Below are 18,901 nucleotides of genomic sequence, written 5' to 3'. Positions count from 1 at the left end.
GACGGAGGGTGCGTCGGGTCACCCGAGCGGCGGATGTGTGCGAGCTCTGCCGTTCATACGCTGATACCCACAATCAGGCGTCGAGCAAGGAGTCTTGAATGAGCAACGCATCGCAGAATCTCACGCCGGTGCCGACGGGGCAGCCCGTTGCCGCGGCGCCGACCCGAGCCGAGGTCCGGCTGGCGAAGATCGAGGCGCAGAAAGCCAAGAACGACAGGGGCGGCCCGGTCTACCCGACCTCGGTCTCATGGTCGGCGGTGGTGTGCTTCGTGCTCATCTCGTGCGGTCTGGCTTGGATGGTGCAGCTTCCCGTCTGGCTTTCCGGCGAAGGCTTGTCGGATCCACGCTTCATGCTCTTCACGCTCGCCATGATGTACACACCGACCATCGCCGCTTTCGTCTGCGTTCTGTTCATCAGGAGGCCCGCGAACATTCCGCGCCTGCTCGGACTCTCGCCGTTGCGGCCGTTCGGACGAACGATTCTGTTCTGCGCCCTGGCGTTCGTCGGGGTTCCGCTCATCGCTTTCGTCGCGATGATTCTCGGCAGCGCTCTGGGATTGATCCGGCTCGACTTCGCATCGTATTCCGGCCTCGAGGCAGCCATGGCTGCGTCCGGACAGAACGTTCCGGGGCTGTCGATCGAGATGATCGTGCTGATCAACGTGCTGACGTTGCCGATCGCGATCGTGAGTTCGTCGCTTGCTGCTTTCGGCGAAGAGCTGGGCTGGCGAGGGTGGCTCTTGCCGAACTTGCGGCCTCTCGGCACGTGGCCCGCTCTTCTTCTCACCGGCGCGATCTGGGGCCTCTGGCACTCGCCGATCATTCTGCTCGGCTACAACTATGGCCGCACCGACCTACTGGGTGTCCTGATGATGACGGCCTGGTGCATGCTGCTCGGCGTGATCTTCGGATGGCTGCGCTTGCGTACCGCATCGGTGTGGCCCGCCGTCATCGCTCATGGCGCCCTCAACGCGGCGACGACGACCTGGCTGGTCACGTTTTCAGACGAAAAGCCAGGGGATAACGCGATCTGGGGCACGATTCTCGGCGCATCCGGTGCCATCGTTCTTGTGGCAGTGATCGTCGTGCTGGCCGTATCAGGCCAGCTGAAGAAGCAGCCTCAGCCTGGCCTTCGGCTCGACGAGAGCGATGCGACGACCTCGCGTACTCTGTCGTGACCTGACGTATGCACCGTTGGCTACGGCGCGTCGATAGGAGCGTCGGCTTCCACATCGTCTAGGGCGTTGAGCACCCGAACCGCGGCGTCGTTCGCGCCGATCGCGTACTCGTTCGTCTCTGTCTCGTCGACGAGTTCTTCTGTCGCGATCTGCTCGATGCGACTGATCTTCTGCTCGAGAGCCTGCGTCGTTGACTGAACGAACTCGACGAGTCGCTCGTCGGGAGCGTTGTCCTCGGTCCAGTCGCCGACGACGTCTGCACTCGCCAGAGCGGCCACGGTCAAGCGAAGACGGTTCTCCCACTCGCCGCGCTGGGCCGTGACACCGTCGAGTTCCTCGATCGCCGCGTCGCGCTGAGCGGCGCTGCGGTCGCGTTCCTCACGCAGCGCTGCGATTTCGGCGCGGCTTTCTTCGAGATCGGATGCCGCCTGCTCTGCCCGAGCGACAGCATCGGCCAGATCGCTCCGCACCTCGGAGAGCGTGCTGTCGGACTCTGGGGCTTCCGCCTGCGTTTCGGAAGCCAGTGACTCTTTCTCCGCAATCAACTCCGACGTCTGGCGCTCGTGGCTCGCGCTCAGCTCGGCGAGCTGCTGCTCGTGGGCGCTGGTCAGCTCGTCTACCTGCGCGTCGTGAGCGGCCTTCAAATCGGCGATCTGCTGCTGGTGGGCCTCGTCGATGGTCTCGAGCTCGGTGGTGTGCTCCGCAGCCAGCGCGGTGACGTCTGTCGTGCGGGTGCCTTCCAGCTCGGCGACCTGTGACTCGAGTCGAGCCGTGAGCTCGGCGACCTGTGCGTCTCGCTGAGCACGAAGCTCTGCGAGTTCTGCCGTGAGCGACGCCACTTCGGTCTCTCGCTGTGCGTGAAGCCCGGCGACCGTGGCGTCTCGCTCACTGCGGAGCGTCGCGACCTCGTTCTCACGCTGGCTCGACACGGCAGCGACGTCAGAGGCCAGTCTGCCTCGGAGTTCGGCGACCTCGGCGTCGTGGTTCTGCTGGAGGGTCGCCAACTGGGCGTCGTGCTGGGTCGTCAACGAGAGCAGCTCGTTCTCGCGCTGCTGATGCAGCGCCGCGACCTGAGCATCGCGCTCGTTCGTCAGCGCCGCGAGCTCTGCTTCGCGCTGCTGATGAGCCGAAGTGACGTCGTTGTCGCGCTGCGCAGTAAGGGCTGTCACCTCTGTCGTCAAACGAGCCGAGAGCTCCGCGACCTCCGCGGCGCGCTTATCGTTCAGCGCGGAGACTTCGTGCTCGCGCTGCTGGTGAAGCGCCGCGACCTCGGCCTCTCGCTGCTGCTGTACCGCCCCGACCTCGGCTTCACGCTGTGCGGTGAGGGCAGCGACCCGGCTCTGCAGTTCGGCTCGAAGTCGCGCGACCTCTGCCTCTGCACTCTCAGCGCGAGCAGTCTGCGTGGTCAGCTGCTGTTGCAGGTCGTCGGCGTGAGCACGAGACTCCGCCAGTTGCGTCGACACATCTGCCAGGTGCGCTTCGGCGTTGATTCGTGCTTCGTCGCGCGCCTGACGATCTTCGATCACGCTGTCGAGATGAAGACGGATGATCTCCAGGGGATCCTCCGTGGTCTCGAGCGTCGAGATCGGTTCGAGGTCGGGCTGCACGTAGGCCGGCTTGGCCGTTGGGTCGATGAGGTGGTGGCTGAAGAGTTCTTCGGTGACAGGGCGATAGCGCGCCTGAAAGTCCTCTGAGCCGATCTTGACGGCGGCATCGATGAGCTTGACGGCGAAGCGATCGCGACCCGAGAGCACGAGCGGCTGTTCGGTGCTGGATGCCACGGCAGAAGGGACTTTCTCCCTGTTCTCATCAGAATTCTGAGGTTCGGGGGAGAGGGCATCGAAAGTCATGGAACTCCTTCGGCATTCGGATCGATCGAATACCGTCGCTGTGGTCGGGCAGGCCGTTTTTCAGGATACCGGGCCATGGGGGTGCGTGGGGTCAGGAAGAGAAACCGGCCCCCGACATCCGGAGCGCGCGACCGTTCGGTCGATCACACCGCGTCATCGGTCAGCAGGTGTGCCGTCGGTTCGTCGATGATGAGGTCGGTGATCAGGCCCGCGGCCAGTGCTCCTCGAAGAGCCGGCAGCTTGGATTTGCCGCTCACCACACAGATGCGTCGGGCGACGCGCGATACGAGTTCGAGGCTCGGGCCGCTCGTGCGGGAGTTCATGGGGATGTCGGTAGACGATCCATCAGCTCGGTAGAAGACGGTGGCCACGTCGCCGACGACATCAGATCGGGTGAGGGATGCGTAGTCGGACTCGTCGAGGTAGCCGCCGATGTAGACATGGCTGGGCACATCGGCGAACGGCGAACCGATGCCGAAGAGAGCGATATCCATGCGCTTCTGAATGTCGAGCACACGCCTGATGGCCCGCTCACGCCACATGGCCTGCTTGGTGGCGGCGTCGTCGAAGAACGCGGGAACGGGAAACTGCTGCACGGCTGCGCCGAACGCGACTCCGAAACGTGTCATGATCTCGCTCGCGTACACGATGCCGGTCGTCTGGAAGTTCGCGGCTCCGTTGAGCTGCACGAGGGTCGTGTTGTGTGTGACCTTTTCGGGAAGGTGTCGGCTCACTGCGCTGATGGTCGAGCCCCAGGCGACTCCGATCGTCATATTGGAATCGACGAACGGCGTGAGAATTCGTGCAGCCGACACGGCCACGCGTTCGAGGCGATCGACCTCGTTCGTCGAGGCGGGCACAGGAACGATGTGGGCGGTTACTCCGTAGCGCTCACGCATGCGCTGTTGAGATGTCGAGACTCGCTCGGCGGGCGACTTGACCTGGATCTCGACGAGGCCCGTCTCGCGCGCAAAACTCAGCAGCCGAGAGACCGACGAGCGCGATGTGTGCAACTCGTGAGCGATCGCCTCCATGGTGATGTCTTGGAGGTAGTAGAGCTGCGCCGCACGCAGAGCGTCGCGCGACTTCTCTGCGTGCTGGTCCGCGGAAGCGATGGTCATGTGAACATACTCCCACGTACTGCACGTCTGTTCATATCGCTTGAACAATTGTGTACAGATGTCGAGACTTGACAAGTAATCGAGAACTTACTTACACGAAGGCGAGTACACAGTGAGTGCACCAGTCGTTTCCCCATCCAACGCCGCAGAGCTGCGGCCCGACGTCGCCGGCCTCGTCGCGCAGCCGCGGGCGCAGGTGCTCGTGATCGGCGGAGGTATCAACGGCATCGCGACGTTCCGAGACCTGGCCCTGCAGGGGGTCGATGTGATCCTGGTGGAGCGCAGCGACTACTGTTCCGGCGCTTCTGCCGCGTCGAGCCACATGATCCACGGTGGCGTGCGCTACCTCGAGAACGGCGAATTCCGCCTCGTGCGCGAGTCGGTGCAAGAGCGGAACCGCCTGCTGCGACTGGCCCCTCACTACGTCAAGCCCCTGCCGACGACGATCCCCATCTTCTCCACGTTCTCGGGCATCGTCTCCGCACCGCTGCGCTTCCTCACCCACAAGCAGGGCAAGCCGAAGGAGCGCGGTGCTCTTCTCATCAAGCTCGGACTTCTCGGATACGACTCGTTCTCTCGCGACGGCGGATCCGTTCCCCGTCACCAGTTCACCGGTCGTAAGAAGTCGCTCAAGAAGCTTCCCCAGCTGCGCCCAGACGTGAAGTACACGGCAACCTACTTCGACGCTGCCGTCGAGAACCCCGAGCGGCTCGCTCTCGACCTGGTCGAGGACGCACGCGCGGTCGGGTCGAATGCTCGCAGCGCCAACTACGTCGAGGCCATCGGCGTCTCGGGCGACGAAGTCCTTCTGCGCGACACGGTCTCGGGCCGCGAGTTCAGCGTCGCGGCCGACGTGGTCGTGAACACCACCGGCCCCTGGACGGATCTCACGAACGAGGCCCTCGGAATGCCGAGTACATTCATGGGCGGAACCAAAGGCTCCCACATCGTTCTCGACAACCCCGCCCTCTATAAGGCGTGTGCTGGCGGCGAGGTCTTCTTCGAGAACAACGACGGCCGCATCGTGCTGATCTACCCGCTCAATGGCAGAGTTCTCGTCGGCACCACCGACCTCGAGGCCGATATCACCCAGCCCGCGGTGTGCACTGAAGAAGAGGTGGATTACTTCTTCAAGCTCGTGTCGCACGTTTTCCCACGCATCCCCGTCGACCGATCGCAGATCGTGTACCGCTACTCGGGCATCCGCCCGCTGCCCAAGCACGACGACACCGCGCCCGGATTCGTCTCTCGTGACTACCGCATCGAACCGTCGCGTCTCGGCGGAACACAGGTTCCCATGCTCAGCCTGGTCGGTGGCAAGTGGACGACATTCCGCGCTCTGTCTGAGCACCTCTCCAACGAGACGCTCGAACTGATCGGTCGCACCCGCAGCGTCAGCACAGAGAAGCTTGCCATCGGCGGCGGGGTCGGCTTCCCGACCACCACCCAGGCGACCGATTCCTGGGTCTCGGCGCACGCATCCGATGTCGGCGCCGAGCGCGCCCGGGCTCTGTTGGCGCGGTACGGCACCAAGGCCGACAAGGTCATCGAGGCTCTGAACTCCGCCGATGAGGACAATCAGCTGGCCAGTGTGTCAGGGTTCTCGGCCGCAGAGATCGCCTATCTGGTCGAGAACGAATTCGTCGTGCACCTCACCGACCTCGTTCTGCGCCGCACGATCCTCGCGTTCGTAGGGGAACTCGATCAGGCTGCATTCGACGAGCTCAGTTCTCTCGTCGCGGATGCGCTGGGATGGTCTGCAGAGCAGGTCGCCCTCGAGCGCGCGACTGCCGTGCGCGACCTCGCGTTGTTCCACGGCCTCGAGCTCGACGCGGCACAGGCGACGGCTACGGCCGCTGTCGTCGCCGACTGACGAGGTCGAGTCTGAACAGACGTGCAGGCGAATCGGTTGATTGCATCGACGACTGATCGCTAGCGTCAGTGAGGGGTCGACGTCGGTCGGCCCCTCATTCGTATCAAGGTGACGTCGACGTCACACGAAGGAAGGTCAATGTGGACAATCTCGGGGTTGTATTTCTTGCGGAGTTGGTAGGCACCGCCCTACTGGTTCTGCTCGGTTGTGGAGTCGTCGCCAACGTGGCTCTGGTGAAGAACAAGGGCTTCAACGGCGGATTCCTGATGGTCAACATCGGCTGGGGCTTCGCGGTCTTCTGCGGTGTCATCGTGTCGTACAACAGCGGTGCACACCTGAACCCGGCCGTCACACTGGGACTCGTCGCGAGCGGCGCCAAGGAGTTCGGTTCCGGTGTCCCCGTGAACCTGGTCTCGATCCTCGTGTACATCGGTGCTCAGCTGCTCGGTGCGATCATCGGTGCTGTCTTCGTGTGGCTTGCGTACAAGCAGCACTTCGACGAGGAGCCCGACGCGGCCAACAAGCTGGGCGTGTTCTCCACTGGTCCCGCCATCCGCTCCTACGGGTGGAACTTCCTTACCGAGGTCATCGGCACCTTCGTCCTCGTGTTCGTGGTGATCGGTTTCGGTCGGCAGGAGCCCGGTGGAGGTCTTGCGGCGTTGGGCGCTCTTCCGGTGGCGATCCTCGTGATCGCGATCGGCGCATCCCTCGGTGGCCCGACCGGCTACGCGATCAACCCGGCCCGTGACCTCGGCCCGCGCATCGCGCACGCCCTGCTGCCGATCAAGGGCAAGGGAGGATCGGACTGGTCGTACTCCTGGATCCCGGTCTTCGGACCCATCGTCGGCGGAGTGATCGCCGGCCTCGCCGCAGGACCGCTTCTCCCCATCCTCACGTAACCGGCATCCCGGCTCACCAGAACACATAACGAAGGAGTTAGACATGAGCAAGTACGTCATTGCGATCGACCAGGGAACCACGAGTTCCCGCGCGATCATCTTCAACCACGAGGGCGGAATCGTCTCGACGGGTCAGAAGGAGCACGAGCAGATCTTCCCCAAGGCGGGCTGGGTCGAGCACAACCCCAAGGAGATCTGGGACAACGTTCGCGAGGTCATCGGTCAGGCCCTCTCCAAGGCGAACCTGACGCGTCACGACATCGTCGCGGTCGGCATCACCAACCAGCGCGAGACAGCCGTCGTGTGGGACAAGAACACCGGTGAGCCCGTCTACAACGCCATCGTCTGGCAGGACACCCGCACACAGTCCATCGTCGACCGCCTCTCGGCAGACGGCGGCGGAGACCGGTTCAAGGACACCGTCGGACTCCCGCTCTCGACGTACTTCGCCGGAACGAAGATCGTCTGGATCCTCGAGAACGTCGAGGGCGCACGTGAGCGCGCCGAGGCCGGCGACCTCATCTTCGGCACGACCGACACCTGGGTTCTGTGGAACCTGACCGGTGGCGTCAACGGGGGAGTACACGCGACAGACGTCACGAACGCCAGCCGCACCCTCTTCCTCGACCTCAAGACCCTGGAGTGGGACGAGGAGATCCTCAAGGCTTTCGATGTTCCCAAGTCGATGCTGCCCGTGGTTCGCAGCTCGTCGGAGGTGTACGGCACTGTTTCCGACTCGAGCCTGCTTCGTGAGGTTCCGGTGGCCGGAATCCTGGGCGACCAGCAGGCCGCCACGTTCGGCCAGGCGGCGTTCGACAAGGGCGAGGCCAAGAACACCTACGGCACCGGCAACTTCCTCATCTTCAACACCGGCACCGACATCGTCAAGAGCGAGAACGGCCTGCTCACCACCATCGGCTACAAGCTCGGCGACGGAGAGACCCACTACGCTCTCGAGGGCTCCATCGCCGTCACCGGCTCGCTCGTTCAGTGGCTGCGCGACAACCTGGGTATCATCCAGAGCGCTCCCGACATCGAGGTGCTCGCCAAGACGGTAGATGACAACGGTGGCGCGTACTTCGTGCCGGCGTTCTCGGGTCTGTTCGCGCCGCACTGGCGATCGGATGCCCGTGGCGCGCTGGTCGGACTCACCCGATACGTGAACAAGGGCCACATCGCCCGCGCCGCGCTGGAGTCCATCGCGTTCCAGACCCGCGAGGTTCTCGACGCGGTCAACGCCGACTCGGGTGTGCCGCTCACCGAGCTGAAGGTCGACGGCGGAGCAACCGCTAACGACACTCTCCTGCAGTTCCAGGCCGACATCCTGAACGTGCCCGTGGTGCGCCCGGTCGTTGCCGAGACCACCGCTCTCGGAGCTGCCTACGCTGCCGGCCTCGCCGTCGGATACTGGGACAACCTCGACGATCTGCGCAACAACTGGCAGGAGGACAAGCGCTGGACTCCGAACATGGATGATGCCGAGCGTGAGCGTCTGTACCGCAACTGGAAGAAGGCCGTCACGAAGACCCTCGACTGGGTCGACGAAGACGTCGCGGAGTAACGACCCGCTCACAAAGCCCCCACCCGCCGATACCCGATCGGCGAGTGGGGGCTTTCGTCGCTATAGGGCGAAGATGGTCCAGCTCGCGCTGTGCTCTTCGCCTGGGTCGAGAACGACGAGGTCGGTTCCCGTGTTGAAGGCGTCCGGCGGGCAGGTCATCGGTTCGACGGCCAGCCCGAGGCGGTCGATCGACGGCTCCGGTTGGTCTGCAGTGTGGATCTGCACCCACTGGCACTCGGTGCCCCAGCTGATCGCGACACCAGACGCTCCGTCGCGGGTCGTGACGCGCACCGTCGCGATTCCGGCCTCGTCGCGTTCCAATTCGGTAAAGGCGTGGTCGATGAACGTGGAATCGATAGGCCTGGTGGCAACGAAGTCGAAGGCGCCGTCGTCTTCGAGCTCGACATCGCCGAGGTCGATCGGGATCAATCTGTCGGGGGTGACCGTGAGCACCGCGCGCGCCGGCAGCTCGAGCGACCAGTCGTCGACACGGCCGGGGCCTGCAACGAGATACGGATGCGGACCGGTTCCGTAGGGGGCTGCGTCGCGACCCGTGTTGATGGCCCTGATGGTCGTGGTCAGGCCGGCGGGGGAGAGCTCGTAGCGCGCTGAGACCAAGACGCGGAACGGGTATCCAGACTGCGCTTCGACCTGGAACGCGAGCTCGACGAAGTCATCACCTTCGTCGACGAGCGACCATTCCTGCCACGCCGCAAGGCCATGCAGCGCGTGTCCACGACGGGGCTCGGTGAGGGAGAGTTCGTACTCCGTGCCGCGGAACGTGTAGCGGCCGTCGACCACTCGGTTGGGCCACGGAGCGAGGACGGCTCCGCGGAAGGCGGGCCGGACCTCGTCGGCGTCGAAGGGAACGATGAGATCGCGCCCTCGATGCCGCAAAGTACGAAGACTCGCGCCGACTCCGGCGATGTCGGCCGAATAGTCGCCCGAGGTCAGTGTGTAGGCAGCGCCGGCGAGGGGGACGTCGGACAGGGTGGAGGCAGTGTTCATAGTGCCTCCACCGTAGCGGCAGAAGCTCAGCCCAGGTGAACCGCGTCGGGCACGTTCATCAGCTCGTCCTTCGACGGACGCACGAGGAAGAACGAGATCGGTGCGGCGAGCAGAATGAGGCCCGCGGCCCAGAGGAACGCCGTCGAGTATCCGCTGACGAACGCTTCGAGCTGCGCTGTTGCAGACGGCGGGTTGGCCGCCAGATACGCGGAGATCGCCGCGGTGTACAGCGCAGTGAACAGTGCGGTTCCGATCGATCCGCCGATCTGTTGCGTCGCCGAGACGGCCGCGCTGGCGACGCCCGCGTCGTGCTCATCGATGCCAGAGAGTGCGACGTTCTGCAAGGGCACGAAGATGCAGGCCAGACCGATGCCCAGCAGGATCACTCCCGGCAGAACCTGGATCGCGTAGTTGCCCTCGACGGTGATGAACGACAACCAGGTGAGACCGGCGGCCGCCACGATGGGACCGACCGTCATGGGCAGACGAACGCCGATCGCGGGCAGGAACTTCGACAGCACCGTGGCACCGATCATGATCGTGAACGTCATCGGCAGCGAAGCCAGGCCCGACTGCAGCGGGCTGTAGGCCAGCACGATCTGGAAGTAGAAGGTGAGGAAGAGCAGTCCACCGAGCAGCGCGGCGCCGGTCAGAAGCGACACGAGGAAAGCGCCACCACGGACGCGGTTGAGGATGACGCGGAGTGGGAGCAGGGGATTCGCTGCGCGAGACTCGACCCAGACGAAAGCGGCGAGCAGAACGACGCCGAGGGCGAGGAAACCGATCGTCTCCCAGCGACCCCATCCATTCTCGGCCTGCGAGAAACCGTAGACCAGCGAGGCGAGCCCGCCGACGACGAGCACGGTGCCGGGAAGGTCGTAACGCGTATTGCCGTGGGCGCGGCTCTCTCTGATCAGGGGAAATCCTGCGACGATGGCGACGATGGCGATGGGCACGTTGACCAGGAGGCACCAGCCCCAGCTGGCGTACTCGGTGAGCACTCCGCCAAGCAGCAGGCCGACGGCTGCGCCACCACCACCGATCGCACCGTAGACGGCGAACGCCTTGATGCGGTCCTTGCCGTTCGGGAAAGTGATGGTGAGAATGGCGAGCGAAGCCGGCGCCAGGAGCGCGGCGAACGCGCCCTGCAGACCACGCGCGATGAGGAGCTGCTCGGTCGTCGCGGCGAATCCGCCGATGCCCGATGCGATGGCGAAGCCGACCATGCCGAGCATGAATGAGCGCTTGCGGCCCCAGTAGTCGGCTACTCGACCGCCGAGCAGGAGGAGTGAGCCGAACGCGAGCGCGTAGATCGTGACGACCCAGGTTCTGTCGCCATCGCTCATGCCGAGCTCGATCTGAGCGTCGGGCAGGGCGATGTTCACGATCGTTCCATCGAGCACCACCATGAGCTGGGCGAGTGCGAGAACGGCGAGCAGCCACCACCGACGGGGGTGTGCTGCGTGATCGTGGACGGCCTCGGTCGAGGCGGTTGAGGGGGACGTCATAAAGAAGTGGGATCCTATTCGAACGAACTAGTTGGTTGGCTTAGCTATGCTATACCCATGAGAAGCGACGGTGAAGCGACCAGAAGGCGAATTCTCGATGCCGCACGAACGGAGTTCGCCGCCTTCGGACTCGCAGGAGCACGGGTCGACCGGATCGCTGCGGCGGCCAGCGCGAGCAAGGAGAGGCTGTATGCCTACTTCGGCGACAAGGTCTCGCTCTTCCAACAGGTGCTCGAACTCAACCAGCACGACGTCGCCGACGCCATACCGATCGACGTCAATGACCTGCCCGAGTTCGTCGGCCGGGTCTTCGACCACACGATCACGCATCCCGAGCACCTGAGGATGCTGCACTGGGCCAGGCTCGAAGGGATATCCGCCCTGCTCGTCGACGAGGACCGCTCGCGGCTGTTCTCCGAAGGGGAGCTGCTTCGACGAGCCCAACTCGACGGTCTCATCGACGACGAGTGGGAGCCGGAGGATCTTGTGGCCATGCTGTTCGGTCTGGCTTCCACCTGGGCGAGCGCCCCCGGAATCTTCGCCGACTCCGGCGTCGACGTGACCCCTGAGATCCTGGCCCGGCGGCGCGCGTCGGCGGTGCGGGCCGCCGCGAGGTTGGTGCAGCCTTCTACGACACCCCGAAGTGGCGATCGAGCGAGAAGTTGAAAACGCCGGAATCGAAGGCGTTATACGCCTCGTAGTCGAGTACCTCGTAGAGGCGAGCGCGCGTCTGCATCTCGGGCAGCAACGAGGTGAGCGAGCCCTCACGTGTGATCGTGTCGAGCCCCTTCTCTGCGGCCCCCATCGCCAGCCGCAGCAGCGACACCGGGAAGATCACGAGATTGAGCCCGACATCGGCGAGTTGTCTCGTCGTGAACAGCTCGCTCTTGCCGAACTCCGTCATGTTGGCGAGGATCGGCACGTCGACGGCGGCTCGCACGGCGGCGAACTCCTCCAGCGAGGCCATGGCTTCTGGGAAGATCGCGTCGGCGCCAGCATCGACCAGAGCCTTGGCGCGGTCGACCGCGGCCTGCAGGCCGTCGACGCCACGGGCATCCGTTCTGGCCATGATGAGGAAGTTCGGGTCGCGCCGAGCCTCGACGGCGGCTTTGATGCGCTTGAGGGCGGTGTCGAGATCGACGACCTGTTTGCCGTCGAGGTGCCCGCAGCGTTTCGGGTTGACCTGATCCTCGAGGTGCATTCCGGCTACCCCGGCATCTTCGAGTGTCTGTATCGTGCGGGCGACGTTCATGGGTTCGCCGAATCCGGTGTCGGCGTCGACGATCGACGGCAGGTCCGTCATTCGCGCGATCTGCTGTGAGCGATCGGCGACCTCGGTGAGGGTCGTGAGACCGATGTCGGGGAGTCCGAGGTCGGCTGACAGGACGGCGCCGGAGATGTAGACCCCGTCCATGCCCTTCTGCTGGATGAGCTTCGCCGAGAGTGGGTTGAACGCGCCCGGGAAGAGTTGCAGTTCGCCGCTGGCCAGGCCGGCGCGCAGAGCGACGCGCTTGTCGGCCGCTGTCGTCGGGGCGTACAGCATCAGAAGAGTCCCTTCGGGGTGGCGATGCCTTCGAACAATTCGGGACGCGCAGTGATGGTGAGGCCCGCGAGTTCGTCGGCGCGGAGTTCGGGAAGACGAGCGGCGAGCGATAGGAACCGCTCGATCTCGGTCTGCTCGAGTACTCCCTCGGCGAGAGTGCGGAACTTGGCGACGTACTGCTCGCGGGCGAAGGGTCTCGCGCCGAGTGGGTGGGCATCGGCGACGGCGATCTGATCACTGATCAGTGTGCCGTCGGTGAGAAGGATCTCGACGCGGCCGCCGAATGCCTTCTCCTGCGGGTGGATCGAGTGGTATCGCCTCGTCCATTCGGAGTCCTCGACGGTGCGCACGGTCTTCCACAGCCGCACCGTGTCTTCGCGTCCTGCGCGCTCGGGCGCGTAGGAGTCGACGTGGTGCCAGGATCCGTCTTGCAGGGCCACCGTGAAGATGTACGGGATCGAGTGGTCGAGCGTCTCGCGCGACGCTGAGGGATCGTATTTCTGCGGGTCGCCGGCGCCGGAACCGATCACGAAGTGCGTGTGGTGACTCGTGTGGATCGTGATGCTGCCGATGTTCTCGGGGTGTTCCACGAGAATCGGGTATTCGTTGTGCAGCTTGCGCGCCAGGTCGATCCACGCCTGGGCCTGATACTCGGCCGAGTGCTCCTTGGTGTAGGTATCGAGGATGCCGCGCTTCGACTCTCCGGCGTTCGGAAGCGGAACCTCGTAGGCGGCATCCGGGCCGTCGAGCAGCCAGGCGATGACGCCGTCTTCGCCCTCGTAGATCGGTGTGGGGCTGGTCTCTCCACGCATCGCTCTGTCGACGGCCTCGACGGCCATCTTGCCTGCGAAGGCCGGAGCGTGGGCCTTCCACGACGAGATCTCGCCCTTGCGGGACTGCCGCGTGGCCGTGGTCGTGTGCAACGCCTGGCCGACGGCTTGGAAGATCGTCTCGACGTCGAGACCCAGCAGGGTTCCGATTCCGGCGGCGGCAGAGGGACCGAGGTGCGCGACGTGATCGATCTTGTGCGCGTGAAGGCTGATCGCGCGGACGAGGTCGACCTGGATCTCGTAGCCGGTGGCGATGCCGCGGATCAGCTCGGCGCCTGTGCGGCCCGCGTGCTGCGCGACTGCGAGGATCGGCGGGATGTTGTCGCCGGGGTGCGAATACTCCGCCGCGAGAAAGGTGTCGTGGAAGTCGAGCTCGCGAACAGCGACGCCGTTGGCCCAGGCCGCCCACTCGGGAGAGAACCGCGCATCCGATGCCAGGCCGAACACCGTGGACCCGGGGGAGTATGGATGCCGTTCCGCCTGCGATCGCGCCGAGACGACGGGCCGTCTGGTCAGCGACGCGGCAGCGACCGATGCGTTGTCGATGACCCGGTTGATGATCATCTCGGTGACATCGGCGTCGACAGCCACCGGATCTGCGGCAACCTCTGCGATCGCGTGAGCAAGCTGGTCGGCTCGCTCCAGAGAGTCTGAACTGGGGTGGACGCGAACGGAGTGGAGCTTCACGGGTGCGATGTCCTTTCGACGGATCGGCGCGGCAGACGGCGCCTAGACCAGGCTAGGCCACAGGATCGGCGCCCGCCCGCTGGGAACGCCTATACACGCGGGCCTCCCACGGCTCGAGAACCGCATCTGGCCAGTCTGGATAGTTGCCGACGAGGCGCGTGCCAGCGTCGTCGGCGAGACCCTCGGGCAGCCGTAGCCGCTCGCTCGACCAGTTGCCGAGCACGAGCAGACGGTCGTCGCCGAGGGTGCGGTTGAACGCGTAGAGGGTGGGATGCGCAGGCTCGAGGAGGGCGAATTCCCCGAGTGCCACGACGGGCAAGTCGTGCCGCAACCCGATGAGGCTTCGGTAGAACTCGAAGATCGACCGGTCACCGGCGGCTCGATCGGTCTGCACGCTGATTATTTCGGCGTTGCGGCCGACCTGGATCCACGGGTCAGCCGTGCTGAATCCGGCGTACGGCCCCGGCGTCCACTGCACCGGGGTTCGTGCGTTGTCACGACTACGGAACGCTAGTTGCTCGAGAACGGTCGCGGGGTCCGCTCCCGCGTCGACGGCCTCCGCGAAGTAGTTCAGGCTCTCGATGTCTCTGTACTGTTCGATCGTCGTGAATTTCGCATTGGTCATGCCGATCTCGTCACCCTGATAGATGTAGGGCGTGCCGCGGTGCAGGTGCAGAATCGTCGCGAGCAGGGTGGCGGATTCGTAGCGGTAGCGTGCATCGTCACCGAATCGCGAGACCGAGCGCGGCTGATCGTGGTTGCCGAAGTAGAGGCTGTTCCATCCAGACGATGCGAGACCCGTCTGCCATCGGGCCAGTGACGTCTTGAGAGCCACCAGATCGAACGGAAGATTCTCGAATTTGCCGGTATCACTGTGGTCGAGCCCGACATGCTCGAACTGGAAGACCATATCCAGCTCGTTCCGGTCGGCTCCCGTGAAGAGAACCGCATCCTCGACCGTGACGCCGGGCATCTCGCCGACGGTGATCAGCTCGGTGTCCCTGCCCGCGAAGACCTCGCGATGCATCTCCTGCAGATAGTCGTGAATCTGAGCGCCCATGCTCGGACGCGTGCTCTCGCCGACCAACTCCGCCTCGGTCTTGGCGATGAAGTTGATCACGTCCATCCTGAAGCCATCGACTCCACGATCGAGCCATCGGTTCATCATGGCGAAGACAGCCGCACGCACCTCGGGGTTCTGCCAGTTGAGATCGGGCTGTTTGGCGGCGAACAGATGCAGGTAGTACTGACCCGTGGCGTCGTCGAGACTCCAGGCCGGCCCGCTGAAGGCACTTGTCCACCCGTTGGGTTCGTGCGCATCCCGTGGGTCGCGCCAGATGTACCAATCGCGCTTCGGATTCTCTCGCGATGAGCGCGATTCGACGAACCACGGGTGTTCGTCGCTGGTGTGGTTGACCACCAGATCCATCACGAGCTTCATACCGCGCTCATGCACCTCGGCGAGCAACCGATCGAACTCGGCGAGGGTGCCGAAGAGCGGGTCGATGTCTTCGTAGTCGCTGATGTCATAGCCGTTGTCGGCCTGCGGCGAACGGTAGATCGGAGAGAGCCAGATCACGTCGACGCCCAACTCGGCGAGGTAGTCGAGCTTCGAGCGGATGCCGCCCAGGTCGCCGATGCCGTCGCCGTTCGAGTCGGCGAAGCTGCGCGGGTAGACCTGGTAGACCACCGCCCGCGTCCACCATGCGGGATTTTCACGAGCGAGTTCAGTCGTCATCACTTGACCGATCCTCTCATCACACCGGAGACGACCCATTTCTGAGCGATGACGTAGACGATCAGCAGAGGCGCAAGTGCCATCAGATACGAGGCGAACGCAACGGTGTAGTTCGTGTTGAACTGCCCCTGAAAAATGAACTGAGCCAGGGGGAGTGTCTGCGCAGAGGGATCTGAGAGCACCACGAGGGGCAGGAGGAAGTCGTTCCACGCCCACACGCAGGTCAGGATGCCGACGGTCGCGTTCATGGGTGTGAGCAACGGGAAGACGACCTTCCAGAAGACGCCCCAGGTGCTGGCCCCATCCATGCGCGCAGCCTCCTCGAGTTCGATGGGTATCGATTGGATGTAGGCGACGAAGATGAAGATGTTGAACGAGAGCCCGTAGACCGTGTAGAGCAGGATCAGACCGACAGGAGTGTCCAGGCCGAGTAGAGCCGTCTCTTTCACCACGGGAAGCATGATGATCGGGAAGGGCACGAAGATCGCCGCGAGGAAGTAGAAGTACAGCCCTTTAAAGAACTTCTTGTGCATGTTGCGAGCGATCGCATAGGCGACGAGGGAGTTGGTCAGCAGTGTCAACACGACCGCTCCGACCGTGATGAGTGCCGTGTTCAAGAGCGCGCGGGGAAAGTTGGTCAACTGATACGCGTCCGAGAAGTTCTCCCAGCGCACGCTGGTGGGCCACTCGAACCCTGTGCCCCCGAGCTGGTCGGGAGTCTTGAGGGCCGTGATGATCGTGAAGTAGAGCGGAATCAGCACGGTCAACGAGCAGACCGCGATCAGCGCGGTTACCCACCAATTCGTTCCTCCGTTGACGCTGCTGCGCCGGCGACGCCTGCGGGGGCCGGGAGTGGGTACGGTGCGGAGGGCTTCGGTGCCCTGGAGTGCTGCGGACATCAGTAGCTCGCCTCCCTGCGCTGGAGGAAGCGCAGTTGAATGAATGACACGAGGATGATGACGAAGAGGTACACGACCGCGTTCGCCATCTGGTAGCCGTATTCGCCACCCTGGAAACCGCCACGGTAGATCACCATGGCGATGGATTCTGTGCTCGTTCCCGGGCCACCGTTCGTGAGGGCGACGATCTGGTCGAACACCTGTAGGAACGACTTGAACGACAGCACCATGTTGATGGTGAAGTACGCGCCGATGAGGGGAAACGTCAGCGACCAGAACCGGCGCCAGGCCGATGCTCCGTCGATGCCCGCTGCCTCGTAGATCTCGCCGGGGATCGTCTGCAGCCCCGCGAGGTAGAGAATCACGTTGAATGCGGCCGCCTGCCAGACAGTGGTGATGACGATCCCGACCCAGGCGAAGTTCGGGTCGGCCAGGATGTTGCCCGACAGCCCGGTCAGACCAAGGCTCTCGAAGATGGCCGGGAACGAATTCGCGAATAGGTAGTTGAAGACGTATCCGATGATGAGGATGGCGAGCACATACGGGATGAAGAAGACGCCTCGAAACGCCGTCTTGAACTTGATCCTCGCGTTAAGGCCCAGCGCGATTGCCAGGGCGATCACGTTGACGAGCACGGTGGAGACGATCGCAAAGCCGAATGTGAAGCCGTACGAGTTGAGTACCCTGTCGTCGAGGAAGAGGTTGACGTAGTTCGACAGCCCCACCAGATCCCACGTGCCGTAACCGGCGTAGTTCGTGAGGCTGAAGAACATTCCTGTGAGCACCGGAACGGTGTGCAGGCCGAAGAAGATCACGACGGCGGGGACGACCATCCAGAAGAAGGTTCTGGGCGTGCGGCCGGTGCGGCGGGGCGTGGCCGCCCGGCGCGCTGCGGATGCGACGGGCGCAGTCATGATTTTCCCTTTCGCGCGGTCGCGGTGCGGGCCGCGACTTTGCTCCATTCGGAGTCCAGATCAGACAGGAATGCTTCGGCGTCGCCGGTCAGGACGAGGCTCTGAAGCATGTTCACCAGCGGGATCGAGGCGGGGATCTGGTGATCGATGAATCCGATGATGCGGCCGTCGGTGAAGTACGGCTCGAGGCCGGCAAGTGCCGGATCGGCGTTCGGCACGGCGTTCTTCAGGGGCGAGAAGGTGCTTTGCGCCTCGGAGTACGACTGCACGACCTCGGGAGACATGAGGTAGTCCACAAAACGTTGGGCTTCTGCTCTGTGCGGGGTGTCTCGGCCTATCGACAGGCCCACGTCCACTCCGGAGACGACAACGCGGGAATCCGGGTCATCCGTGACGGGGTAGGGGAACGTAGCGATCTGCGCATCCGGATTCGTAGCCCGGATGGCGGGAATCGCGTATGAGCCCTGAAGATACATGGCGGACTCGCCGGCGCCGAAAGCCTGGTTGCCCGCGTTGTAGTCACGGCTCGCGAAGTCGTCCTGGCAGAAGCTGTAGAGCTTCACCTCCTTCTGGGCGGCGTCGCCGAAGTTCTTCGAGAACGACACGGTGTCGAGATCGGACCCCTCGGAACGCAGCTTCTCGAAGAATCCTTCCGGCATCAGTGCCCCTCCCAGGTTGACGAACGCGGGGCCGGCGGTCCAGGCGTCTTTCATCGTGCAGTAGAAGGGCGTGACGCCGTTCTGCTCGAACGTCTGGGCGGCCGCGAGCAGTTCGTCCCAGGTGGTGGGCACCTCGACGCCGTTCTCGGCGAAGATCTGAGGGTTGTACATGATGCCTGAAGCGTTGCTCGCGAAGGGAAGCGCGTTGATCTCTGCTCCCGATCCCTGATCGCAGCTGCCGAGGTTCTGAACGATCTTCTGCACGGCGGGGTTCACCGTCGGGGCCGTTGCTTCGTCGCTGAGATCTGCGAAGACACACGCCCGGGCGAGCTCGGCGAAGTTGCCGCTCACGTTCAGCGTGAGAACGTCAGGCACTTTGTTCTTCACCAGGAGTGTGCGAATCGCGGTGTCGGGATCGGGGACCGAGTTCTGCACCACCCGGATGTCGGGGTTCTCGGCCTCGAAGTCGTCGATGATCGACGCGAACTCCTTGACCGCCTCGGGCTTGAACTGGAAGAAGTCGAGGGTGACGACCTGATTGTCTGTGCTCGAGCAGGCCACCAGGGCCGAGCTCGCGATCACGAGCCCGATTCCCGCGGACAGCGCGCGCCTTACGGCCCGTCCGTTCCGTCC

15 protein-coding genes are annotated in these 18,901 nt (G+C 64.1%); 5 read left to right on the top strand and 10 right to left on the bottom strand.

Annotation, left to right across the window (positions count from 1 at the left end):
• The first annotated feature begins 98 nt into the window (after window positions 1-98).
• Window positions 99-1,178, top strand: a complete 1,080-nt coding sequence (locus CCK87_RS08155) for a type II CAAX endopeptidase family protein (RefSeq protein ID WP_086460900.1) — start codon at window positions 99-101, stop codon at window positions 1,176-1,178.
• A 20-nt stretch (window positions 1,179-1,198) separates the two neighbouring features.
• Here CCK87_RS08155 and CCK87_RS08150 read toward each other — a convergent pair whose 3' ends face one another.
• Window positions 1,199-3,028, bottom strand: coding sequence for a hypothetical protein (locus CCK87_RS08150; RefSeq protein ID WP_140162786.1), 1,830 nt, complete (start codon window positions 3,026-3,028; stop codon window positions 1,199-1,201).
• A 143-nt stretch (window positions 3,029-3,171) separates the two neighbouring features.
• Window positions 3,172-4,149 (bottom strand): sugar-binding domain-containing protein, encoded by a 978-nt coding sequence (locus CCK87_RS08145; RefSeq protein ID WP_086460898.1) that lies wholly within the window; start codon window positions 4,147-4,149, stop codon window positions 3,172-3,174.
• Between the two features lie 151 nt (window positions 4,150-4,300).
• On the opposite strand from CCK87_RS08145, the gene CCK87_RS08140 reads away from it, so the two are divergent.
• The 3 genes from CCK87_RS08140 (at window position 4,301) to glpK (ending at window position 8,482) form a co-directional block, all read left to right on the top strand.
• On the top strand, window positions 4,301-6,022 hold the full coding sequence (locus CCK87_RS08140) for a glycerol-3-phosphate dehydrogenase/oxidase (protein ID WP_249273825.1): 1,722 nt from the start codon (window positions 4,301-4,303) through the stop codon (window positions 6,020-6,022).
• Window positions 6,023-6,162: 140 nt separating this feature from the next.
• Window positions 6,163-6,921, top strand: coding sequence for an MIP/aquaporin family protein (locus CCK87_RS08135; protein WP_086460896.1), 759 nt, complete (start codon window positions 6,163-6,165; stop codon window positions 6,919-6,921).
• A gap of 43 nt (window positions 6,922-6,964) precedes the next feature.
• Window positions 6,965-8,482 carry a glycerol kinase GlpK gene (gene glpK, locus CCK87_RS08130; RefSeq protein WP_086460895.1) on the top strand — a complete coding sequence of 506 codons (1,518 nt, stop codon included), beginning with the start codon at window positions 6,965-6,967 and terminating at the stop codon, window positions 8,480-8,482.
• Window positions 8,483-8,542: 60 nt separating this feature from the next.
• Here the strand turns inward: glpK and CCK87_RS08125 are convergent, their stop codons facing one another.
• Both CCK87_RS08125 and CCK87_RS08120 read right to left on the bottom strand, forming a co-directional pair.
• Window positions 8,543-9,490 (bottom strand): aldose 1-epimerase family protein, encoded by a 948-nt coding sequence (locus CCK87_RS08125; protein WP_086460894.1) that lies wholly within the window; start codon window positions 9,488-9,490, stop codon window positions 8,543-8,545.
• Window positions 9,491-9,516: 26 nt separating this feature from the next.
• Window positions 9,517-10,998, bottom strand: a complete 1,482-nt coding sequence (locus tag CCK87_RS08120) for an MFS transporter (protein WP_086460893.1) — start codon at window positions 10,996-10,998, stop codon at window positions 9,517-9,519.
• Window positions 10,999-11,055: 57 nt separating this feature from the next.
• Between CCK87_RS08120 and CCK87_RS08115 the strand changes: the two genes are divergently transcribed.
• Window positions 11,056-11,664, top strand: a complete 609-nt coding sequence (locus CCK87_RS08115; protein ID WP_086460892.1) for a TetR family transcriptional regulator — start codon at window positions 11,056-11,058, stop codon at window positions 11,662-11,664.
• Here CCK87_RS08115 and prpB read toward each other — a convergent pair.
• Genes prpB through CCK87_RS08085 form a run of 6 tightly spaced genes read right to left on the bottom strand, consistent with a single transcriptional unit; the run spans window position 11,627 to window position 18,850 of the window.
• Window positions 11,627-12,541: a methylisocitrate lyase gene (prpB, locus tag CCK87_RS08110; RefSeq protein WP_086460891.1), complete on the bottom strand. Its 915-nt coding sequence runs from the start codon at window positions 12,539-12,541 to the stop codon at window positions 11,627-11,629. The genes CCK87_RS08115 and prpB overlap by 38 nt on opposite strands.
• Window positions 12,541-14,058, bottom strand: coding sequence for an MmgE/PrpD family protein (locus CCK87_RS08105; RefSeq protein WP_086460890.1), 1,518 nt, complete (start codon window positions 14,056-14,058; stop codon window positions 12,541-12,543). Before CCK87_RS08105 ends, prpB begins: the two co-directional genes overlap by 1 nt.
• A gap of 52 nt (window positions 14,059-14,110) precedes the next feature.
• Entirely contained in the window at window positions 14,111-15,796 is a 1,686-nt protein-coding gene (locus tag CCK87_RS08100; RefSeq protein WP_086460889.1) for an alpha-glucosidase, read from the bottom strand.
• Complete coding sequence (locus tag CCK87_RS08095) at window positions 15,796-16,695, bottom strand: carbohydrate ABC transporter permease (protein ID WP_086460888.1); 900 nt, start codon at window positions 16,693-16,695, stop codon at window positions 15,796-15,798. Before CCK87_RS08095 ends, CCK87_RS08100 begins: the two co-directional genes overlap by 1 nt.
• Complete coding sequence (locus CCK87_RS08090) at window positions 16,695-17,609, bottom strand: sugar ABC transporter permease (RefSeq protein WP_086460887.1); 915 nt, start codon at window positions 17,607-17,609, stop codon at window positions 16,695-16,697. Before CCK87_RS08090 ends, CCK87_RS08095 begins: the two co-directional genes overlap by 1 nt.
• A complete protein-coding gene (locus CCK87_RS08085; protein WP_249273783.1) occupies window positions 17,606-18,850 on the bottom strand; it encodes an extracellular solute-binding protein in 1,245 nt (414 codons plus the stop codon). The genes CCK87_RS08090 and CCK87_RS08085 overlap by 4 nt, the downstream gene beginning before the upstream one ends.
• Between the last annotated feature and the right edge of the window lie 51 nt (window positions 18,851-18,901).

It is taken from the genome of Agreia sp. VKM Ac-1783 (assembly GCF_900177765.1).
Classification (GTDB): Bacteria; Actinomycetota; Actinomycetes; order Actinomycetales; family Microbacteriaceae; genus Agreia.
This window is presented reverse-complemented; position numbering and strand designations above follow the sequence as displayed.

Coding starts and splice junctions, on each gene's coding strand:
- CCK87_RS08095 (WP_086460888.1), bottom strand. CDS start 16,695: ATGTCCGCAGCACTCCAGGGCACCGAAGCCCTCCGCACCGTACCCACT.
- CCK87_RS08155 (WP_086460900.1), top strand. CDS start 99: ATGAGCAACGCATCGCAGAATCTCACGCCGGTGCCGACGGGGCAGCCC.
- CCK87_RS08100 (WP_086460889.1), bottom strand. CDS start 15,796: ATGACGACTGAACTCGCTCGTGAAAATCCCGCATGGTGGACGCGGGCG.
- CCK87_RS08090 (WP_086460887.1), bottom strand. CDS start 17,609: ATGACTGCGCCCGTCGCATCCGCAGCGCGCCGGGCGGCCACGCCCCGC.
- CCK87_RS08125 (WP_086460894.1), bottom strand. CDS start 9,490: ATGAACACTGCCTCCACCCTGTCCGACGTCCCCCTCGCCGGCGCTGCC.
- CCK87_RS08150 (WP_140162786.1), bottom strand. CDS start 3,028: ATGACTTTCGATGCCCTCTCCCCCGAACCTCAGAATTCTGATGAGAAC.
- CCK87_RS08145 (WP_086460898.1), bottom strand. CDS start 4,149: ATGACCATCGCTTCCGCGGACCAGCACGCAGAGAAGTCGCGCGACGCT.
- prpB (WP_086460891.1), bottom strand. CDS start 12,541: ATGCTGTACGCCCCGACGACAGCGGCCGACAAGCGCGTCGCTCTGCGC.
- glpK (WP_086460895.1), top strand. CDS start 6,965: ATGAGCAAGTACGTCATTGCGATCGACCAGGGAACCACGAGTTCCCGC.
- CCK87_RS08115 (WP_086460892.1), top strand. CDS start 11,056: ATGAGAAGCGACGGTGAAGCGACCAGAAGGCGAATTCTCGATGCCGCA.
- CCK87_RS08120 (WP_086460893.1), bottom strand. CDS start 10,998: ATGACGTCCCCCTCAACCGCCTCGACCGAGGCCGTCCACGATCACGCA.